The sequence below is a fragment of the Methylonatrum kenyense genome (genome assembly GCF_023195885.1).
Lineage (GTDB): Bacteria > Pseudomonadota > Gammaproteobacteria > Nitrococcales > Aquisalimonadaceae > Methylonatrum > Methylonatrum kenyense.
Genome location: NZ_JALPKO010000002.1, coordinates 329876 through 348701, shown reverse-complemented (window position 1 = coordinate 348701; position 18826 = coordinate 329876). Strand labels below are relative to the sequence as shown.

The 18826-nt window shown below is 64.0% G+C and carries 17 protein-coding genes and 1 tRNA gene; 7 read left to right on the top strand and 11 right to left on the bottom strand.

Going from position 1 to position 18826, the window contains the following annotated elements:
• Positions 1-184: 184 nt before the first annotated feature.
• A complete protein-coding gene (locus M0534_RS03730) occupies positions 185-1201 on the top strand; it encodes a GGDEF domain-containing protein (RefSeq protein WP_248567070.1) in 1017 nt (338 codons plus the stop codon).
• A gap of 63 nt (positions 1202-1264) precedes the next feature.
• Here M0534_RS03730 and M0534_RS03725 read toward each other — a convergent pair whose 3' ends face one another.
• A complete protein-coding gene (locus M0534_RS03725; RefSeq protein ID WP_248567069.1) occupies positions 1265-2743 on the bottom strand; it encodes a protein adenylyltransferase SelO in 1479 nt (492 codons plus the stop codon).
• Between the two features lie 367 nt (positions 2744-3110).
• On the opposite strand from M0534_RS03725, the gene M0534_RS03720 reads away from it, so the two are divergent.
• The 3 genes from M0534_RS03720 (at position 3111) to M0534_RS03710 (ending at position 6391) form a co-directional block, all read left to right on the top strand.
• A complete protein-coding gene (locus M0534_RS03720; protein ID WP_248567068.1) occupies positions 3111-3590 on the top strand; it encodes a DUF3015 domain-containing protein in 480 nt (159 codons plus the stop codon).
• A 66-nt stretch (positions 3591-3656) separates the two neighbouring features.
• Positions 3657-5543: an Lnb N-terminal periplasmic domain-containing protein gene (locus M0534_RS03715; RefSeq protein ID WP_248567067.1), complete on the top strand. Its 1887-nt coding sequence runs from the start codon at positions 3657-3659 to the stop codon at positions 5541-5543.
• A complete protein-coding gene (locus M0534_RS03710; RefSeq protein ID WP_248567066.1) occupies positions 5540-6391 on the top strand; it encodes an alpha/beta hydrolase in 852 nt (283 codons plus the stop codon). The genes M0534_RS03715 and M0534_RS03710 overlap by 4 nt, the downstream gene beginning before the upstream one ends.
• A gap of 23 nt (positions 6392-6414) precedes the next feature.
• Here the strand turns inward: M0534_RS03710 and M0534_RS03705 are convergent, their stop codons facing one another.
• The 4 genes from M0534_RS03705 to M0534_RS03690 all read right to left on the bottom strand — a co-directional run bounded on the left by M0534_RS03705 (position 6415) and on the right by M0534_RS03690 (position 10857).
• Entirely contained in the window at positions 6415-6804 is a 390-nt protein-coding gene (locus tag M0534_RS03705) for a PilZ domain-containing protein (protein ID WP_248567065.1), read from the bottom strand.
• A gap of 447 nt (positions 6805-7251) precedes the next feature.
• On the bottom strand, positions 7252-8163 hold the full coding sequence (locus tag M0534_RS03700) for a diguanylate cyclase (RefSeq protein WP_248567064.1): 912 nt from the start codon (positions 8161-8163) through the stop codon (positions 7252-7254).
• Positions 8164-10545, bottom strand: a complete 2382-nt coding sequence (locus tag M0534_RS03695) for a PAS domain-containing hybrid sensor histidine kinase/response regulator (protein WP_248567063.1) — start codon at positions 10543-10545, stop codon at positions 8164-8166.
• A gap of 235 nt (positions 10546-10780) precedes the next feature.
• Positions 10781-10857 (bottom strand) — tRNA-Ile (locus M0534_RS03690).
• 213 nt (positions 10858-11070) lie between these two features.
• Between M0534_RS03690 and M0534_RS03685 the strand changes: the two genes are divergently transcribed.
• On the top strand, positions 11071-11658 hold the full coding sequence (locus M0534_RS03685) for a DUF447 domain-containing protein (protein WP_248567062.1): 588 nt from the start codon (positions 11071-11073) through the stop codon (positions 11656-11658).
• A complete protein-coding gene (locus M0534_RS03680; protein WP_248567061.1) occupies positions 11631-12362 on the top strand; it encodes a (5-formylfuran-3-yl)methyl phosphate synthase in 732 nt (243 codons plus the stop codon). Before M0534_RS03685 ends, M0534_RS03680 begins: the two co-directional genes overlap by 28 nt.
• An 8-nt stretch (positions 12363-12370) precedes the next feature.
• Here the strand turns inward: M0534_RS03680 and M0534_RS03675 are convergent, their stop codons facing one another.
• Genes M0534_RS03675 through M0534_RS03660 form a run of 4 tightly spaced genes read right to left on the bottom strand, consistent with a single transcriptional unit; the run spans position 12371 to position 16289 of the window.
• On the bottom strand, positions 12371-12943 hold the full coding sequence (locus M0534_RS03675; RefSeq protein WP_248567060.1) for an amino acid kinase family protein: 573 nt from the start codon (positions 12941-12943) through the stop codon (positions 12371-12373).
• Positions 12930-14330: an anthranilate synthase component I family protein gene (locus M0534_RS03670; protein ID WP_248567059.1), complete on the bottom strand. Its 1401-nt coding sequence runs from the start codon at positions 14328-14330 to the stop codon at positions 12930-12932. Before M0534_RS03670 ends, M0534_RS03675 begins: the two co-directional genes overlap by 14 nt.
• Entirely contained in the window at positions 14323-15354 is a 1032-nt protein-coding gene (locus tag M0534_RS03665; protein ID WP_248567058.1) for a hydantoinase/oxoprolinase family protein, read from the bottom strand. Before M0534_RS03665 ends, M0534_RS03670 begins: the two co-directional genes overlap by 8 nt.
• Positions 15351-16289 carry an ATP-grasp domain-containing protein gene (locus tag M0534_RS03660; RefSeq protein ID WP_248567057.1) on the bottom strand — a complete coding sequence of 313 codons (939 nt, stop codon included), beginning with the start codon at positions 16287-16289 and terminating at the stop codon, positions 15351-15353. The genes M0534_RS03665 and M0534_RS03660 overlap by 4 nt, the downstream gene beginning before the upstream one ends.
• Between M0534_RS03660 and M0534_RS03655 the strand changes: the two genes are divergently transcribed.
• Positions 16290-16988: a HisA/HisF-related TIM barrel protein gene (locus M0534_RS03655; protein ID WP_248567056.1), complete on the top strand. Its 699-nt coding sequence runs from the start codon at positions 16290-16292 to the stop codon at positions 16986-16988.
• 14 nt (positions 16989-17002) lie between these two features.
• Here M0534_RS03655 and M0534_RS03650 read toward each other — a convergent pair whose 3' ends face one another.
• On the bottom strand, positions 17003-17914 hold the full coding sequence (locus M0534_RS03650) for a triphosphoribosyl-dephospho-CoA synthase (RefSeq protein ID WP_248567055.1): 912 nt from the start codon (positions 17912-17914) through the stop codon (positions 17003-17005).
• Positions 17911-18822, bottom strand: coding sequence for an ATP-grasp domain-containing protein (locus tag M0534_RS03645; protein WP_248567054.1), 912 nt, complete (start codon positions 18820-18822; stop codon positions 17911-17913). Before M0534_RS03645 ends, M0534_RS03650 begins: the two co-directional genes overlap by 4 nt.
• Positions 18823-18826 lie beyond the last annotated feature (4 nt).

The following is an 18826-nucleotide window of genomic DNA, read 5'->3' as shown; positions in this document are numbered from 1 at the left end:
CGGGCCGCTTCGGCGGCCTCTCGTGTGATGTCAGCCTACCCGATCGCTACGTGCCAGGCACGACGCCACTTATACCGCCGGAAAAGCGGCCGAGAACCGGGCTCCCTGCCAGGGTTTTCCACGAGTCCCCGATGCCCCGAAAAAACGCGTTGCCAGCCGCGAATCCCTGCTATAGCTTCAGCGCATGTCAGACCAATGCAACAACACGCCGACACTGGAGCGATCCCTGCTCGAGGCATTCCACACCTACATCCGGACGTTCTGGGAGCAGCGCGATGCCGAGGCGTCGGCGGCACTGGCCAGCGACCGGATCACCGGGTTCGGCACCGGACTTGACGAACGCGTCTATGCCCTCGACCGCGCACTGGAATTATATGCACGGGATGTGGCCGAGGTGCCGACACCGATCCATTGCCGTATCCACAACAGTCGCGCCATTGCCCTGAGTGAAGACGTTGGCCTGGTGATGGCCGAGTGCGACTGGGACATGCAGATCCAGGGTCAGGCCGTGACCATGCGGCACGTCAGGATGTCGCTTGTCATGCAGCGGGAACAACGCGCATGGAAAGTGGTACACAAACACCTGTCGCAGCCCAGCGCTGCTCACGGACCAGGTGAACCCTACCCATTGAAGGAAATCGAGGACCGGACGCGGGTGCTGGAACGCATGGTCCAGGAACGCACCGAGGCATTGGAGAAAGCCCAGCGTCGCCTGGAGCGACTGGCCGTCACCGACACCATGACCGGACTGTTCAACCGGGCCAAGGCGGATGATGTCCTGAGTGACGAGATCCGGCGCCGGGAGCGCAGCACCGAGCCCCTGTCCGTGGTGCTGATGGACGTCGATCACTTCAAGTCGATTAATGACCGTTACGGCCATCACGCCGGCGATCGGGTGCTCCGCGAACTCGCGACGTTGTTGCTGGAGCGCTCGCGACAATCCGATTGCCTCGGCCGCTGGGGAGGCGAGGAATTCCTGCTGATCTGCCCGGCAACCGACGCGGCCGGCGCGGGGGTGCTGGCCGAGGCACTGCGGAAGGTGGTGGCCCAAACCGCGTTCAGTATCGACCATCCGATCACCCTCAGCTTCGGCGTTGCTGAATACCGCCTTTCGGACACGCCGGAGCAACTGGTGGATCGCGCGGATCAGGCGATGTACCGGGCCAAGCGCAATGGCCGCAATCGCGTCGAGCTGGGCTAGGGAAACGCGGATTTATTACCGCGTCTGCGCCCGAGACCGGTTTTGGCCCTTCGCGGCGTTGCGCTATGTGCCGCAGAAAGTCTGGGTGACCCGTTCCGCCGGTGCCGGCGGCTGCACCAGGTCGGCGTTGTCCGGGGTGTCCTCGAACGGCCTGATCAGCGGGCCACGCAATCGCTCGAACACGCTGAAATCATCCGCATCTTCGGCCGCGCGAATGGCTTTCTCGATCCAGTGGTTGCGCGGGATGACCGCAGGATTCACCGCCCGCATCCGCCTTGCCCGCTCGCCAGGATTCATCGCCTCTGCCTGCAGCCGCCGCCGCCATCGGGCCTCCCAGGCCGTCCAGTCGGCGTCATTCTCGAACAGCGCCCGTGGGCCGTCATTGGCAGCAGGATCCGCAACCGCATCGCACAGCCGCCGGAACATCAGGGTGAAATCAACGCGATTCTGCTGCATGGCTTCCAGCAGCGACTGGACCAGGGCCGCATCATCTTCCTGTGTTTCGGCAAGGCCGATCTTTGCGGCCATGGCCTTGCGCCAACGGGCCTCGAAATCCGGCATGAAACCGGCCAGGACATCCTGCGCGATGGCGACTGCACGGTCCTGATCGGCATCGAGCAGAGGCAATATCGCCTCGGCCAAACGGCTCAGGTTCCACAGCGCCAGAGACGGCTGGTTGGCGTAAGCGTAGCGCCCGTGCTGGTCGATGAAACTGAACCGGGCATCGGCCCGGAATTCATCCATGAAGGCACAGGGCCCGAAATCGATGGTTTCGCCGGAAACCGCCATGTTGTCGGTGTTCATAACGCCGTGGATGAAACCGAACCGCATCCAGTCGGTGATCAGTCGAGCCTGACGATCGGCGATCTCCGCCAGCAGGTCGCGATACGGCGTATCGGATTCGGCAAGCGCCGGATAGTGCCGCTGGATGACGTAATCCGCCAGCCGACGCACATTGTCATCGTCGCCCCGCGCCGCGACATACTGGAACGTTCCCACCCGGACATGACTGGCGGCAACCCGGGCGATGACCGCGGCAGGCTTCGGCTGCTCGCGCCAGGCGGTGGCGTCGGTCAACACCAGCGCGAGCGCCCGGGTGGTGGGCACGCCGAGGGCGTGCATCGCCTCACTGACCAGATACTCCCGCAGGGCCGGACCCAGCGGACACAGCCCATCGCCGCTGCGGGAGAACGACGTCCGCCCCGCCCCCTTCAGGTGAATATCACGCCGCCGGCCGTAACGGTCCATGACCTCGCCCAGCAGCACCGCCCGACCATCGCCAAGCGTGGGTACGAAGTTGCCGAACTGATGACCCGCATAGGCCTGGGCCAGCATCGCCGCACCCGGAGGCGGCTCGACACCGGAGAAGGTGCCGGCCAGGCGGTTTTCGTCGTAGCCACCGAACGGCAACCGCAATTCCTCGGCCAGCTCACGATTGACCGCCAGCAGCCTCCGGGCGGAGAACGGCGCCGGAGCGGCCGGGCTGTGAAACACCTCCGGCAGGTGTTGATAACTGTTGTCGAAAGGAATGTGCAAGGTCACTTGCCTGGGCCTCCCGGGCAACGGCGATGACGCCGTCGAGTGTCGCAGGACCGGTGATCTAGGCTGAAGCCGGATCTCGGACTAACAGCCAGGCAACGGATGCCACCATGATGACACGATATGCAAGAGGTTCCGTTAGGGCGGGTCCCCTCGCAGCCAGCTTGCCACTCTTGACCTCCCTGGTGCCGATCAAATCGACGCTAAACGCTTTTAACTAAAACAGTTTTTGGGTCCGCATCCATAGACCAGGCAGGCGCTGCTGTGATACTCAGGACTCGGGAGCAGCCGGCGTGATGGCGTCGGCCAGGCTGCCCGTCGGGCATAGCGCACCGATTTCATGCGATGGATCGATAAAAAGGAGTTCTCAATGAAAACCAAACTGCTCGCTGCCGTCGCCTTGGGGGCACTGTGGTCGGTTTCCGCCCAGGCCGAAAACACCGGCTGCGGCCTCGGCTCGATGGCCTGGGAAGGCCAGTCGGGGATTGCACCGCAGGTGTTGGCCGTGACCACCAACGGCACCTCCGGCAACCAGACCTTCGGCATCACCTCCGGCACCTTGGGCTGCACCCGCGACGGCGTGGTCCGCTCCACCGCCGCCCTCGGCATGTACACCGGCAGCAACATGGATTTGATCGCTCGTGACATGTCCGTCGGCGAGGGTGAATCCCTGGACGTGCTGGCCGAACTGATGGGCATCGAAGCCGAGGATCGCCAGGCCTTCAAGACGACCCTGCAGCAGAACTACGGCAGCATCTTCTCCAGCAGCGAAGTCACTGCCGACGACGTCATTTCCGCCATCGACGACGCCCTGCGTGAAGATGCAGAGCTGAGCCGCTACGCGGTCTGATCGACGTCACCCTCGACAACGGCCGTCCCTTTCGGGCGGCCGTTTTTTTACGGATGAGACCCGCCCATGCGCGGATGGACCTGGATGCTGCTGGCACTGCTCGGACTCTCCCTTCCGATGGCGGCAGCAACCGACCAGGAGAAGCTCGACCGCTTGCTGGAGCGCGCGACAGAACTGCGCCTGGCCGAATCACGCGGCTGGCTGGACCTGCTGCACTACGATCAGCGCCGGGTACTGCCGGGCAAGCGCAGTGGCACCCGCGATCCCGCATTCTTCCTCGCCAGCGACGGCTGGCGTGATCCCGAGGCCGAACTGCAGGCGACCCTGCGCGGCCTGTTCCAGCCGGTAGAGCCGGACAGCGACGAACAACACCCGCAATGCGCGTTCATCGCCCGCTATCACTGGCTGAAGGAACAGCTGGAGATCGATCCGGGCGACTTCCCCGAGGCACCGTGCCAGCGTTATCAGGAATGGATCGAGGCCATCAACCCCGGCGCGGTGACCATCGTCTTTGCCGACGCCTACATGAACAACCCGGCATCCATGTACGGCCACACGCTGTTGCGCGTCGACCCGCCCGGCGAAGACAGCAGCCGCCTGCTGTCCTATGTCATCAACCATGCGGCGGATACCGATGAGACCAGCGGCCTGGTGTTCGCGGTGCGCGGCCTGACGGGCGGCTATCCGGGCCGCTTCTCGGTCATGCCCTATTACGAGAAGGTGCAGGAATACAACCATCTGGAGAACCGGGACCTGTGGGAGTACGAGCTGGCGCTTGACCAGGACGAAGTCGACCAGATGATGCGCCACGTCTGGGAACTGCGTGGCATCGCCTTTCCCTACTATTTCCTGCATCAGAACTGTTCCTACCGCCTGCTCAAGCTGCTGGAGGTGGCCCGCCCCGGACTGACCCTGAGCGACCGGTTCAGTTGGTGGGCAACACCCACAGACACCATCCGTGTTGCCCTGGAACCCGAGGGCATGCTGGCCGATACGCGCTACCGGCCGGCCAGCCGAACCCGTCTGGAGCACCAGCTGGACGGGCTCGACGACGAGGAAATCGACCAGGTGCGGCGGTTGCTGGAGGACGGCCCGGAAGGCCTGGCCGGCAACGCGGAACCGGAGCGCCAACAGGTGATGCTGGAAAGCGCCCATGATCTGCTGCATTACCGTATGGAGGCCGGCGATGAGGTCCAGCGCGAGCGCCTGCGCTCGCTACTCGTCGCCCGCAGCGAGCTGGGTCCGCCGCCGGACAGCAATGAACCGCCGACGCCGGATACGCGACCGGACGAAGGGCATAGCACCTTGCGCCTGGGATTCGGTGGCGGCCGCCGGGACGACGCCAACCACATCGGCCTGCACTGGCGGCCCGCCTACCATGACCTGCTGGATCCGGCGCCGGGTTACCGGGACGGCGCCCATATCAGCTTTGGTGATACGCGGCTGCTGTATGACCTGGACCGCGACCGCCTGCAGCTGGACCGCCTGCGCCTGGTGGACGTGGAGTCGCTGGTGCCCCGGGAACCCTTTTTCCAGAGCCGTTCCTGGCATATCGGCGGTGGCCTGGAGCAACGCCTGCGCCCGCAAGGTGGCTATGGTCTGCAAACCGGTCTGGAGGGTGGAGGCGGTTTCAGCTGGCTGGCCGGAGACAACTGGCTGTTCTATGCCGGATTACGCGGCGCGGCCTGGGGCGCCGCTCACCTGGATGATACGGTTCGGGCTGGCCTTGGCCCGCGGCTGGACCTGCTGTACGGCGGCGAACGCTGGCGTACCCGACTGCGTGCCGAGGGTGGCGCATTCACCGACCACCAGTTCCAGTGGCGACTGGCCCTGGAACAGGATCTGAGCCTGAACCGGCATCTCGGCCTGCGACTGAGCGCCAGCCGGGAACAGGATTTCGATCATCACGTGAACCGTGTCGACCTGATCCTGCACTGGTACATTGACCCATGAGTGCAATCAGGTTCTGCCTGCTATTTCTCTGCTGCCTGCTGCTGAGCGGCTGCGCCGGATTTTTCTTCTTCCCCGACAAAGAACACTACCTGGACCCGGCCGATCACGGCATCGTCTACGAGGACGTTTATTTCGAGTCGACCGACGGCGTGCGCCTGCATGGCTGGTGGCTGCCGGCGGATAACGAGGCAGAGGGCACGGTGCTGTTCCTGCACGGCAATGCCCAGAACATCAGCACCCATATCGGCGCGGTCCACTGGCTGCCGGAACAGGGCTTCAATGTCTTCCTGCTGGATTACCGGGGCTTCGGCAAATCCGAGGGCCGGCCCGACTTCGCCGGCGTCCATCGGGATGCCGAGGCGGCACTGGACCTGGTGCGGCAACGCGACGACGTGAACCCGGACGCACTCATCGTCTTCGGCCAGAGCCTCGGCGCCTCGCTGGCGATCACCCTGGTTGCCGAACGGGGGCATAAGGCCAATGTGCGCGGCGTCATTGCCGACAGCCCGTTCAGCAGCTATCGCGGCATCGCCCGCGAGAAGTTCGCCGGTTTCTGGCTGACCTGGCCATTCCAGGCGCCGCTGGCACGAACCATCAGCGACCAGTTCGACCCAATCGACAGGGTCCACCGCATCGCGCCCATTCCCCTTCTGCTACTGGCGGGCAAGGAGGACGAGATCGTGCCGCCGCATCACGCCCAGGCATTGCTGGAAGCCGCCGAGGGCCCGGTGGAACTGCGCCGCGCCACACCGGCCGGACACACCGAGGCCCTGCTGATTCGTGGCGAGAAGGAATACCTGGTCGACTGGATGCGGCGAAGCCTGCGACAGGCAGGACCGGATGGATAGGCAGGAAGGGGCGAAGCCCTTATTCAGTTCAGTGTCTGCGACCAATCGGTCAGTGTCGGCGTCTGGCCGCCGATGATCTCGGCCTGCAGCCGGGGATCGTCGCGGAATGTTCTGCTCAGGTAGTCGCCCAGCATGACAAAGTCCGTCGCGTCGGCTTCCAGAAACGAAACGCCGCAAGCCCCGCCGTCGGCGTGACAAACCCGGCAGCGGATCGAGACGCAATCCACATCGCTGTCAGCGATGAACAGCGTCAGTGTGCAGGCATCACCGGGCCGGATGTTCGAGGGCACCGGCGAAACCCGGGCGCCGCGCAGACCGACATCCCGTGTCTCCACCACCTGGTTGCGCAGCGCACCCATTGTCAACTGGCCGCTCAGTGCAAGGGGCAGTCGGACATTCTGTCGGTTTTCCATGTATCGGCTCGCCGTGGTAGCGCGGGGCGGGAAACAACATCGACACCGTCTCGCGGGTGGATCCAGGTTCTTCATCGTCGCCCCGGCGCTATCAGAAACGCCCGGGATGCCGCGCTATTCATCGCGCACTTTACAAAGGTATTACCACAAAATGGGCCATGGCGCCCACATCGGAGGTCAAGCGGGAATACAGACGGACACATAATGCCGACGAGTGGCAACACCCGGACAACCCGACGAACCGCCCGGATACACGGGCTCGCTTGCCAAGCGAACTGCGGATATCGCGAGGTCCGGCAACAAGAAGCGAGGAGGTGGGAAAGTGGTGGACCGGCCAACAGGAAATCTATGGGTGTCCCCGATTTCCCCTCCCCGATTTCCCCCCGATTCCCCCTTTCCTGAATTTCGAATTTTGCCAGCGCAGCCGGTCACAAGGGTGATCTACGACTACGCAACCTCCACGCGGTCGCGACCGTTCGACTTGGCCACATACAGCGCCTTGTCAGCAGCATTGATAAGCAATTGCTCCGACAACGCCGCTGGGCCCTCAAGCGTGTCACTGCCGGATACGCCAATACTGATGGTAATCGCAATGGTTTCCTTGTCGGCAGAAAAGCTGAGTGCCGCAACTTCTTTTCGGATCCGATCCGCCAGCAGCACAGCACCATCTGTCGCGGTATTCCGAAGGATCAGGCAAAACTCTTCCCCGCCATAGCGACAGACTGCATCACTTTCGCGTGAAATGCGGCCGATAACGCGCGCTACCTGCTGTATTACCAGATCACCGAAGGGGTGCCCGTAAGAATCATTGATGGGCTTGAAATGATCGATGTCGAGCATGAGCAGTGAAACGTGATGCCCGCTTCGTTGCTGGAGCGCAATCTCCGCAGAAAGTTGTTCATCGAGATAGCCGCGGTCCCAGAGGCCCGTCAAGGCATCGATTTGGGCTTTGTTGGCCAGCAGATCCTGATAACGCTTGGTTCGAAGGGCTGCACGCACGCGTGCCTTCAATTCAATCGCATCGAAGGGCTTGGTGACGTAATCCACCGCGCCAAGCTCGAACGCTTTTACCTTGGTCTTTACATCAAGCGTACCGGTCAGAAAAATGATCGGTATATGCTTCAGTCCGTCTTCACCTTTGATGATATGGCAAAGCGTCAAACCGTCCGTGCCCGGCATATCGAGATCCAGCAGGATAAGATCTGGGCGGTCTTTGCGGGCCATTTCCAGTGCCTGGTCGGCATCATAAGCATGCAGCAAGGCAAGTTGCTCGGTTTTGAGACGCGCACCGACGAGTTGGTGGATATCTTCGGAGTCATCGACCACAAGCACACACTGGCGATCTGGCGTCTGCCCCATCTATCTCCCCCCACGGACCTTCCTGACGCGGCTACAAATCTGCACCAGTCTTGCCATTGCTGAATCTCGTGTCGCGGGGGAACGGCCATCCCGGACCGCCTGTTCGAGGGCGTCGGCGGCCTCACCAAGCTGTTTAAATCCGTAACCGCCGGCCGCGCCCTTGAGTTGATGAACCAGGCGACGCAAGCGTTCAAAATCGTTGGCTTCTTCGGCTGCCTGAATGTCCATGACAGTTCCCGATAAACGATCAACAAAACCACTGACCAGGTCCATCATCTCGGGATCATCGGCGTAGCTGCTGTAGATCGCCTGGCTGGAATCACTGCCCACAAGGGCAGCTTCAACGCTGTTGCCGCCCTGAGTGGCATCATCCTGCGGCGACCGGAGATACGCTGTCACGGCCTCGACCAGTTTCGGGCGCAAAATTGGCTTGGTCAGGTAGTCATCACAGCCGGCCGCCAGGCAGCGCTCATGTTCACCCGCCATTGCGTGGGCAGTCAGGGCAACGATCGGGCTGGTATACCCCTTGCTTCGAAGGCTGGCCGTCGCTCCATAGCCATCCAGTCGCGGCATCTGAATGTCCATAAGGATCAGGTCATAAGCCTTTTCGTCGGCCATGGCCTGCAACGCCATGTCGACGGCCTTTTGCCCATCACCGGCAATATCCACGTCCAAGCCTTGGCGTATAAGCATCGTGGATATCAGGAACTGGTTATCCAGCCCATCCTCGGCAAGCAGGATGCGCCCTGACAGGCTTTGTTTGTTAGCAGCCGGCCCTCCCATTTGCCCTGCTCCGTCTTTAACTCCGCAATGCTCGGCCACCATTTCCGCGTTGGCATCCACCGGCTGGCACAGCTCAAGCCGAAAAACGCTTCCCTTGCCCGGTTGGCTCTCGACGCCCATCTCGCCCCCCAATGCTTCAGTTAGACTCTGGCAAATGGCAAGGCCGAGGCCGGTGCCACCGAATTCCCGGGTTGTGGACAGATTTGCCTGATGAAACGGTTGAAATAGCTTGTCGATTTCCGCCTTGCTCATGCCAAGCCCTGTATCTGAGACTGAGAACTCCAGGCGGGATTGATCGGTTCCCGGGTCCAGGCAACGACAGCTCAGGGTGACTGAACCGCGGCGCGTGAACTTGATGGCATTGCTGAGCAGATTGATTAGAATCTGGCGAATACGCGTGACATCATTGCGGATGCGCACCGGAATCGCGGTGTCATAAACCACATGAAACCCCAGGCCCTTCTCATAGGCGCGCACCTGCATTACGGATGCAATTTCATGTAACAGCTGGTGCAGTGAGAAATCCGCCCGCTCGACCAACACTTTATTCGCCTGCAATTTTGAGAGATCGAGGATGTCGCTGATCAGATTGAGCAGGTGTTCGCTGTTGCGTCTAACCCCCTGGATATAGTTCAACCGGTCGCTCTCACCCAGGTCCGAATCCAGCAGCAAATCCGCGAATCCGAGCACTGCGGTCAACGGTGTGCGAATCTCATGGCTCATATTGGCGAGAAACTCACTCTTGGTACGCGATGCTTCCTCGGCTTGATTGCTGGCCTCGCGCAACTCGTTTTCTGTCCGCTTCGAACCGCTGATGTCATGAAACACCACCACGCCACCCAATTGCGCACCTGTTTCACTCCACAGGGGACGGGCGCTCACGCTGATGTACGTATCCTCCTCCCGCCTTGGAGCACGGATGATTAGCTCTTCCCGGTCAACAACCTCACCAGACATGGCGCGGGCAAGGGGGATGTCTTCCGAGCGACAGAGCGTCTTACCGTCGGCGTAAAAGAGGCGGTACTGCTCACTCCAGCCTTCGGGACCTATTTCCGTGGCACCCTGACCCAGCAGTTCCTGAGCCGCAGCATTGAAGACCAGAAACCGTCCGTCCATGTCCGAGACGATCACCCCCTCGATCATCGACTCGAGCACGGTGCGAAATACGGCCTGCTCGCGGAGCGTCCCGAGCGGATCGTCGTTGATCTGACCGGAAGGGAACAGCGTCGTGAGGTTTGTATCCAGCGCCCGGACATCATCCTCTAGGCCCGCCAGCGTTCCCGCCTCGCCCTTCGACTCGCTTTCCAGTAACCATCGCCGCAACTGTCTCTGCAGCTCTTCAATTTTCTGTTCTGAGGTCAACGGGGCCTCCATTTCATCGGGCATACTTCCCGGGGCCAGCAACAGCAAATGCAGTTGCGGACGCTCGGTGAAGATTTTTCGCCGCGGTTCGACGATGGCAGATTCATCAAACCTACGACAACAGCCATTCAGAATACCCAAAGGCCTAGAGACGATGGTTTCAAAGAAGAAAAATGATTGATGACGGGTCCGCAAGGCGCCTTCAAGAGCCTCTGTGGGAAATCCTAAACCGATCATTCCAAATGATCCCGAGGCTTTTCAGTGTAAGCCAGAGACATATGTCTCCACGTGTTGGAGACATCACGATACCGAGAGAAGGCTAGGGCCGACCTGCCCCTATCAATGAATAACCCGGGGGTTCATCACTAAGCAGTGCCGCAGAAGCGTGCTGCACGGACGCGTTACAGATGCTTACAGTGCGCTTACTTAATATTAGCGAATGCCGAAGGTCACACATAACCTGCTGTTTTTATGGTGGGCCCGCCAGGACTCGAACCTGGGACCAAGGGATTATGAGTCCCCTGCTCTAACCAACTGAGCTACAGGCCCTTTCTTGTCATGCTCGCCGCCTCCTGGGCGGAGGCAGCGGCGGCCAGTATACCGGCAGCGCGGCCGCCTCGATAGGCGGCGTCCGATTCCCGGCCGGCCTCCGGACCGGCTTCGTCCCGCGGAAACCAGAACGCCAAGCCGGGCGTGCGAACTGGCCGGTGTTTGCCTAGACTAGCTGCCCTGATTCAGCGTTCGAGCCGGGACGGGAAGTCGATGGGCAGTACCACAGCGCAGCGCATCCTCGAGACCGTGGTCGTCAGCCGCAACGCCGACGGCTCGCCGCACATCGCACCGTTGGGCGTCCGGCTGGTGGGCGACGAAATGCTGTTGGCGCCTTTTCATCCGTCACGCACGCTGGAAAATCTGCGGCGCGAGCGCACCGTCACCGTCAACGCGATCACCGACACCCGCATCATGGCGGGCGCGCTGACCGGCCGCCGCGACTGGCCGGTGGAGCCGGCGGAACAGATCTCGGGGTTCCGTCTGGCCGCAGCCCTCAGCCACACGGAACTGGATCTGCATAAGCTGGAAGACGATGACTTGCGGCCGCATTTCTACGGCCGCGTACTCGGCACCTACAGCCATGGACCGTTTCCGGGTCTCAACCGGGCGCAGGCGGCGGTACTGGAAGCATCCATCCTTGTCAGCCGGCTGCACATGCTGGATCGCGACAAAGTGGACAGGGAGATCGATTACCTGCGCATTGCAATCGACAAGACTGCCGGCACCGAGGAACTGGAAGCCTGGGGCTGGTTGATGGAGGCAGTGGACAAATGGCGGCAGACACACGCAAGCGCCTGAAACTCCTCGCCAGCGTGCGCGACATGGATGAGGTCGACATCGTACTCGATGCCGGCGTGGACCTTATCGATATGAAGGAGCCGTCGCGGGGCGCACTGGGCGCGGTGGACCCGCCGATGATTCGCGATGCGGTATGCAGGGTGAACGGTCGAACGCTGACCAGCGCCACCATCGGCGACACGCCGCTGCCAGCTGCCGGCCTGACCGAACGCGTCCGCGCCATCGGCGATTGTGGTGTGGATTTCGTCAAGATCGGACTGCGCATGGACCAGCAGCTCGAGGCCTGCCTTGAGGCCCTCGCCCCGCTGGCGCGGCGCTACCATCTGGTCGCCGTCTGGCTTGCCGATCATGGCGTTCCGGGCGACAGCGAAATGGCTGACCTGGCGACGTCCGACTTTGCCGGCGCCATGCTGGACACGGCCGACAAGTCCCACGGCGCCCTGCCCGAGCTGTTGAGTAACCGGGAGATTGCCGCCTTTGTGACGACAAGCCGCCGTCATGGACTGCTCACCGGGCTCGCCGGATCGCTTCGCCTCAGCGATATTCCGGGACTGGCACCGTTCGGTGCCGACTACCTGGGGTTTCGCGGTGGGCTGTGTAATGGCGATCGCCGCGGTCGACTGGATCCAAAACAGGTGCGGGACGCGGTGTTGCGGATATCCGATAGCGGCGCCAGCGCCGCGTTGCCGGCAACCGCATCCTAGCGAATCGTTTAGAGCGGCGCGTCCGGTGCCGGCAATTGCGCCGGCCCGAGAACGCGAACCGCCATCGGGAACCTGCCCAGCAGTGCCGGGAAGGCCGCATCAACAATGCCGCCATCGGCCAGTTGCTGGATTCCCGGGTTTCCACCCGGCGGATCGGCCGACTTGACCAGAATCAGTTCGTCCGCAGCCAGGGTGGCCGCCAGCCAGAGGGACAGGCTGTCGGAGGTGAAATCCCAACTCTCGTGAATCTCGGGGTGACCACCACTGAGTTCGGTGGCCGGCAACCAGACCGGCACGTGGCCTATGCCGACCAGACCGGGAATCATGGCCGCATTGCTGACCGGCACCAGCCGCTCGTCCATTGCGGCCAACATCAGCCCGAACTGATCCATCGCCAGCAGCGCCATGCGGTGCGCCACGTCCTCGCTGAATTCCCAGAAATCCTGCGCCTCGCGCACAGCATTGGCGAACATGCCGCCGCCCGGCACGATCACGGCATCGGGGCAACGGCTGACGGCGCCGAGCCAGGCACGCAACCAGGGGCCCTGCATCAGGCTGCCGCCGAGCTTAATCACGCGCATCGCCGACCTCCCGCAGTGCGAGCAACTGCATCAGCGTGTCCGCGCGCTCACTGGTTTCGGCGTAGCTGTCTTCCGGCGCCGACTCCTCGGTCAGATTGCCGGCCGCGGAAAAGCGCAATTTGCCGCGGGTATGCACCAGGGTGTGAATGGCCACATTGAGATCCATATGACCATTGCCGCCCAGGTAGCCGATGGCGCCGCTGCAGATCCCGCGGCCACAAGGCTCGACCTCGTCGATGATCTGCATCGCCTGCTGTCGCGGGGTGCCGGTGGTGGAGGCGCCCGGAAAACAGACCCGGAGGGCGTCCAGCGCACTGTAGGCTGAATCCAGCTCGCCGCTGAGGCGATTGATCAGATGGTGCACATGAACCGAGCTCTCCAGCCGGTGGCGTTCGAGGACGCGGACGCTTCCCCGCCGGCAGAATCGGCTGAGGTCCTGCTGCATGAGCTGGATCAGGGCGTCGCTGGCGGCTTTCTCGCCGGTATCCTGCAGCAGCCGGCGCATCAGGTCGGCATCGCTGAGGGCATCGCGAGACCGGCTGCGTGCCGCCCCTACCGGGCTGGCCTCGACCCGACCCTCATGCACGCGCAGGAAACGCTCCGGCGAATTACTGAGGACCGTGCATTCGGGTAGCCGCAGGAACGCACCGAAGGCGGCGGGATTCAGCATGCGCAGCCGCTTGTAGCCGTTCCACGGATCGCCGGAGACGCTGACATCAAAGCGCCTCGACAGCGTCACCTGACGGCAGTCGCCGGCCTGCAGATGGTCCATCATGCGATCGAAGCAGCGCCGGTAGGCGGCTTCGTCCAGATTGGACTCCAGCCCCGGCGAAACCCGCAGGCGATGACGCCGGCGTGATCGCTCGGGCGGCGGCTGGCTGAACAGGGCAATCAGCTCGGGCCACATGTGTGTCGTGTCATGACTCTGGCCCTGGCTGGCAAGCCAGGCCTGACGCTCCTGGTGATCGATCACCACCACCCAGTCGTACAGGCCGACCGCCATCTCCGGCAGCCCCTCGCCCGGGCTCGCCACGCCATGCCGCCCGTCCAGCCGGTGCGCCAGATCGTAGGCGAAATAACCCAGGCAGCCGCCGGCCAGCGGCAGGAAATCGGGTGTCTCGACCAGCGGTCCGAGCTCGCGGCCAAGCAGTTCCAGCGGATCCGCCGAGGACAGAACCGATTCCCGTTCACGCCGGATCTCGGTCAGCCGCCCCCGGGTCATCAGCACGGTCATCGGATTCGCGGCAATGATGTCGTAGCGGCCGTGACGGCGACTGGCCGGACCGCTATCCAGGAACACCGACCAGGGCCAGTGCGCCACTGCCTCGAACAGCCGCGCCCCTTCCTCCACGTAGGGCAGGCTGCCAATGCGTATCGCCCTAGTCACGGGTCTGCTCCCAGAGCATGGCGACGGCAATGGCCGGGGCAAAATTGGCCAGATCCATGTCGGGATCGAGGGCATGGATGGCGCAGGCCTGCTCGAAATCGTCGCAGGGGCGGCCCAAGCGCTGCGCCAGCTCATGCACCAGGAAGCGGCCGTTACCGGCTGCGACAAGGCGCGCCGTACCGGCGCCATCCACCTTGTCCAGGGCGCGCCCCAGGGTCCGTAACTGCAGCCGACGCAACTGCTGCGCCAGGGTTCGGGCACGGTCCAGTCCGGCCTGCTGGAAATCCAGCCCGATCATGCGCAGCAGCCGGCGCGCGCTGCCTTCCACCGTCCGTGCACCGCCATCTGCGGTCGGCCAGGGGTCCGCATCCAGCGCGATGTCGCCGGTCAGGCGGTAGACGTCGGCGGCGGTGGCAAACAACTCGGCGATCAGCGGCACCTGCTGCCGGTCCAGACGCACCGAGCGGGCCATGGCCATCACTGGCGTGCGTAACACCCCGGCATACACCAGTTCCCCGGACACAAGCCGCTCGTGATCACTGAGCCCCTGGTGACATACCGTGGCATCGCGTACCGGAATGATGTCACTGGTGGTGCTGCCCACATCCACCAACACACCGTCACCACCAGTCATGGCAAGTAGTCGCGCACTGCCATGCCAGTTGGCGGAAGCCACACTGGTGGGGTGTTCACGCGCTGCAGCCGGCGACAGCAAACCGCTGGGCCCACCATAAACCGCCAGCGGCCCGGGCAAGCGTGCCACCACCACATCGAGGATCTGCTGCACACCGGTGGTGCGGTCCGGAAACAGGTCAACCAGTTCACCGGTCAGTGTCACTGCGTGTCGGGTCTTTCGGCCTGGCCAATCCAGTCGCTGGCGCGCCTGGTCCAGGGCCTGCTCCAGCCGGTCCAGGCCACGCCAGAGTGGACAGGGGAGTTGCAGGGTCGCCCGCACCACACCATCGGTGAGCACACTGAGCTTCAGGTTGGCGCCGCCGATATCCCAACCCACGACGGTGCTCATGGCGCCACCTTTTGCGTTTCCGGCACCGTCGACGACCGCAGCAGGGTCTGCAGATGGACACCCAGCCCGGTGCCGGTGGCGGCACGCAAGCCGGCGAAGGAGGTGGTGGGCCGCGGATTGACCTCCAGCACGGTCAGGTCACCGTCAGCGTCCAGAAAATCCACGCCGACGAAACCGTACAGACCGGGGATTGCCATGTGGATCGCATCGGCCAACTGCCGGTGCCGCGCCAGCACCGGCCGCACGGCAACCTGACTGCCGTGGTAACGAAATGTCTCGCCGTCGCCGTTGATCTGCTGCTCATTGCAACCCAGCACTGTTACCCGGTCAGTGGTAATGAGCAGGCACAGGCTGCAGGAGCATCCCGGCAGAACCGGCTGCAGCACCTGGCCTTCGGGGATGCGCGCCGGTACCGTGCGCAACAGTTGAATGCCCTCGCAGTCCGCACCGTCATCCGGCTTCAGCAACCAGGACCCGGCGTGGTCGGGCAAAGCGTCACCGCTGGCCCAGGTCGGTGCCACTGCCACCCCTGCCTGCCGCAATACCGCCGCAGTACGGGCCTTGCTGCCGGCGATCCGGACTGCCACATCCGAGCTGCCGAGCAGGCGGCGGCCGGACGCTTGAAGAAGCCTGGTCATGCGGGCCAGTGCACCGCCGGTCTCCGGCGCGATCGGGATCACGGCATCCGCATCGGCCGTGGCCCGACGCCAGAAGTCCGCCAGCGGTTCCCCGGGGCTTGAAACCACGCGATAGACGGCCGGAATCAGATCGGCAAGGTCGGCGGTAACGGGAACACGCGGCTCAATAGCGGCCTCGGCAATGCTATCCTCCAGCATCGCCATGACCATCTGACGGGCTTCCGGCGCCAGTCGCCGTGCCAGCGCGGGATCACCGATACCGCCGGAAAATACCGATTCGAGGATCACCACGCGCATATGTCAGCCCCCCTCCAGATCATTCCGGCGGTGGACTTGATGCACGATCGCGTGGTGCGGGCAGCCGGTGGAAGTCGCGATCGCTACCAGCCGCTGGACTGTGCCCTGATTGCCGACAGCAGGCCCGAGGCCGTGCTGGCGGCACTGCTTGAGCTGCACCCGTTCGATACCCTTTATCTGGCCGACCTGGATGCGATTACCGGCAGCGGCGACCAGCTCGCGCTGGTCGCCGCGCTGGCCCGGGACTGGCCGGGAACGGTCTGGCTGGACGCCGGGCCACTGCGCCCGCCAGAAGGCGTGCGGCCGGTACTGGGCAGCGAGGCCTTCGCCAGCCTGCCGGCACTTCGGGCGGCACTCGCGGGCAGCAGTCAACCGGTGTTGTCGCTGGACCGACGCGGTGCCGAGACGTTGGGGCCGAAGGAGCTGGAGCAGGCCACCGCAGACTGGCCGCAGGATCTGATCCTGATGGACCTGCGGCGGGTGGGTAGCAACCGCGGGCCGGACCTGGCACGGCTTGAAATGCTGCGCCAGCGTGCCCCGGATCACCGCTTTCACCTGGCGGGCGGCATCCGCCACGCCGAGGATCTGCAGGTGGCGCGGGACGCCGGGGCCGCCGGCGTGCTGCTGGCCTCGGCACTCTGGGACTGCCGGCTTGCTCCGGACCGCCTGACAGCGATCTGCACGGGGCAGGCTGACTGACGTCCGGTTGCGGTTCACGGCCGCGCCCTCCCGGCGGCGGCGTCCCGCGCTGTCTGCCCTGCTGCCCCCGGATCCGGCTCCAGCAGGAGACCGCAGATGGTGGCGACAGTCAGGTCAGCGCAGGTACCGGGGTTGATTCCCGCTGCGTGCAGTTCCCGATCAAAGGCCAGCAACCGGCCACGCAACTGGCCCGGCTCGTCACTGGCGGCGACCGCTGCTGCCAGCGGCGCCGCCTGTTCCATAAGCCATCTGGCCGTCGGCGCACCCTGCCGGCGCAGGGTATGGCTGTCCGGGGCCTCGGCCAGCAACCGCAGATACAGTGCCGTGGTTGCCCAGTTCAGCGATTGCCAGCGGCGCCAGTCCCTCGCCAGTTGTTCACGTTGCGGGCCCAGCAGATCAACAAAGCCGTTGACGTATTGCGCGGCAATCCGGTCACGATGGGCGGCCTCGCCCATGACCTCGAGCACCGAGGCATCCACCGGTTGCCGGACATCATGCTTCGGTGCATCACCCAAACCACCGGGCGACGCGATCCGGATCGCTTGGTACATATACCTGGTATCGGTCCGATCCGCCTGCCCGAGCACGTCGGCGACAGCGGCCTGCAAGCCCTGGTCGGAAGACCGCCGTTGCGCCGCCATCAGCAACGGCGCACAGAGCAGCAGGATCCCGAGATTGGTATTGCAGCCCACCGCCTCCCGGGTGGCTGCGGCGGCGTCTCGCAGGCGCTGGCCGAGACTGGACCCGGGCGCGCAAAGCACCGGCGCCGAACGGCGCGCACTAACCAGGAAGTCGCGGCCGCTCATGCCGTGACCGGGGCGGCTGGCGGCAACATTGCCCGGCTTCAGCGCCCGCAGATCCATGCAGCAGGCCCAGCGAAAGGCCCGCTGCGGCGGCATGGTCTGCAGCGGCGCCCCGGCGGTCATGACACGACCTCCAGTGCCGGCCGCCCCAACCTGCGGCGCAGCAGGTCATCCGCCAGCAACTGCGCGATATCCGTTTCCACGACAGTCTGCAGGCCCCGCCACGCTGGCACCGAATTGACCTCCAGCACATGGATCCGGCCATCGGCATCTCGAATCAGGTCGACGCCACCATAATCCATCTCGAGCACCGCAACGGCCCGCTCGGCCGGCTCGGCAAGCTCCGGTGCCAGCGGCACCGAGCGCACCTCGCCGCCACGCGCAACATTGCTGATCCAGTCCAGGCCGATGCGCTGCATCGCCGCCACCGCATGCCCACCAGCCACCAGCACCCGCCAGTCGCGACCCCGGCTTTCGCCGGTGTCCACGTACCGCTGCAGGTAATACACACCCTGACAGGCGGCGGCCGGAGGCAGGTCACCGGCGCGTTCCAGGCGCTGCACACCCTCGCCCTGGGCACCGAACAGGGGCTTGATCACCACGCGATGGCCGGCGGCAAACTCCCGGGCCAGGATGGATTCGGCTTCGTCCCGGTTGGCGCAGACCCAGGTCGGCGGCGTGTTGATACCGTCACGGGCCAGCAGTGCACTGGTCAGGGCCTTGTCCACGCTGCGCTCGATGGCGCGGCCGTCGTTGTACACCGGCACGCCCAGCGCCTGGAGGATATGCAGGATGTTCAGGTGGAAAACCACCTGCTCCAGGCTGCCACCGGGAATGCCGCGCACGAACACGGCATCCGGCAGCCGGCCGCCGAAACCCGGCAAGCGGACGCCACCGGGCAGACGGGTGTCGATCACGCAGTCCTGCAACTGCAGCCAGGGTGCATCGCAGCCGCGACGGCGGAATGCATCGCGCAGCCGCGCCCCGTGCCAGCCCGGCGTATCGGTGACGATGGCAACCGTGGTGCTCATGGAC

Bases quoted from the DNA above. Each gene is read 5' to 3' on its own strand.
- M0534_RS03730 (WP_248567070.1), top strand. From the start codon at position 185: ATGTCAGACCAATGCAACAACACGCCGACACTGGAGCGATCCCTGCTC.
- M0534_RS03720 (WP_248567068.1), top strand. From the start codon at position 3,111: ATGAAAACCAAACTGCTCGCTGCCGTCGCCTTGGGGGCACTGTGGTCG.
- M0534_RS03715 (WP_248567067.1), top strand. From the start codon at position 3,657: ATGCGCGGATGGACCTGGATGCTGCTGGCACTGCTCGGACTCTCCCTT.
- M0534_RS03710 (WP_248567066.1), top strand. From the start codon at position 5,540: ATGAGTGCAATCAGGTTCTGCCTGCTATTTCTCTGCTGCCTGCTGCTG.
- M0534_RS03705 (WP_248567065.1), bottom strand. From the start codon at position 6,804: ATGGAAAACCGACAGAATGTCCGACTGCCCCTTGCACTGAGCGGCCAG.
- M0534_RS03700 (WP_248567064.1), bottom strand. From the start codon at position 8,163: ATGGGGCAGACGCCAGATCGCCAGTGTGTGCTTGTGGTCGATGACTCC.
- M0534_RS03695 (WP_248567063.1), bottom strand. From the start codon at position 10,545: ATGATCGGTTTAGGATTTCCCACAGAGGCTCTTGAAGGCGCCTTGCGG.
- M0534_RS03685 (WP_248567062.1), top strand. From the start codon at position 11,071: ATGGGCAGTACCACAGCGCAGCGCATCCTCGAGACCGTGGTCGTCAGC.
- M0534_RS03680 (WP_248567061.1), top strand. From the start codon at position 11,631: ATGGCGGCAGACACACGCAAGCGCCTGAAACTCCTCGCCAGCGTGCGC.
- M0534_RS03675 (WP_248567060.1), bottom strand. From the start codon at position 12,943: ATGCGCGTGATTAAGCTCGGCGGCAGCCTGATGCAGGGCCCCTGGTTG.
- M0534_RS03665 (WP_248567058.1), bottom strand. From the start codon at position 15,354: ATGAGCACCGTCGTGGGTTGGGATATCGGCGGCGCCAACCTGAAGCTC.
- M0534_RS03660 (WP_248567057.1), bottom strand. From the start codon at position 16,289: ATGCGCGTGGTGATCCTCGAATCGGTATTTTCCGGCGGTATCGGTGAT.
- M0534_RS03655 (WP_248567056.1), top strand. From the start codon at position 16,290: ATGTCAGCCCCCCTCCAGATCATTCCGGCGGTGGACTTGATGCACGAT.
- M0534_RS03650 (WP_248567055.1), bottom strand. From the start codon at position 17,914: ATGACCGCCGGGGCGCCGCTGCAGACCATGCCGCCGCAGCGGGCCTTT.
- M0534_RS03645 (WP_248567054.1), bottom strand. From the start codon at position 18,822: ATGAGCACCACGGTTGCCATCGTCACCGATACGCCGGGCTGGCACGGG.